At 68.5% G+C, this 521-nt stretch carries 1 protein-coding gene; it reads left to right on the top strand.

From position 1 onward, the window contains the following. Positions 1–38: 38 nt before the first annotated feature. The coding region (locus tag DAI20_RS20290) for a class I SAM-dependent methyltransferase (protein WP_159085175.1) at positions 39–521 on the top strand (483 nt) is incomplete at its 3' end.

Here is a 521-nt window from a genome sequence, read left to right as displayed (position 1 = left end):
AGGTGCACCTGACGCCCCGCGCGTTGCCACTGGACTGGATGGGTGATGTGCGCGGCCGTCGCATCCTGTGCCTGGCCTCAGGCGGTGGCCAGCAGGCACCGGTGCTGGCCGCTGCGGGCGCTGACGTCACCGTGTTCGATCTCTCCGACGGGCAGCTGGAACAGGACCGCAGGGTCGCCGCGCGCGATGGCCTGCAGCTGCGCACCGTGCAGGGCGACATGCGCGACCTGCACGTATTCGCCAACGACAGCTTCGACGTGGTGTTCCATCCGATCTCCAACCTGTACGTACCCGACGTGCGCCCGGTGTGGACCGAATGCCGCCGCGTGCTGGCGCGCGATGGCATGTTGATGGCCAGCTTCTACAACCCGGTGCTGTTCGTCGGCGCGCGCGATCCGCAGCTGGATGCACAGGGCCTGATCCGGCCACAGTACGCCATTCCCTATTCGGACCTGGAAGACCTGGCGCCGGCCGAGCGCGAGGCGAAGCTGGCACGGGGTGACGCGCTGACCTTCGGCCAC

Source organism: Planctomonas deserti, from assembly GCF_003067705.1.
GTDB lineage: Bacteria > Actinomycetota > Actinomycetes > Actinomycetales > Microbacteriaceae > Planctomonas > Planctomonas deserti.
This window is presented reverse-complemented; position numbering and strand designations above follow the sequence as displayed.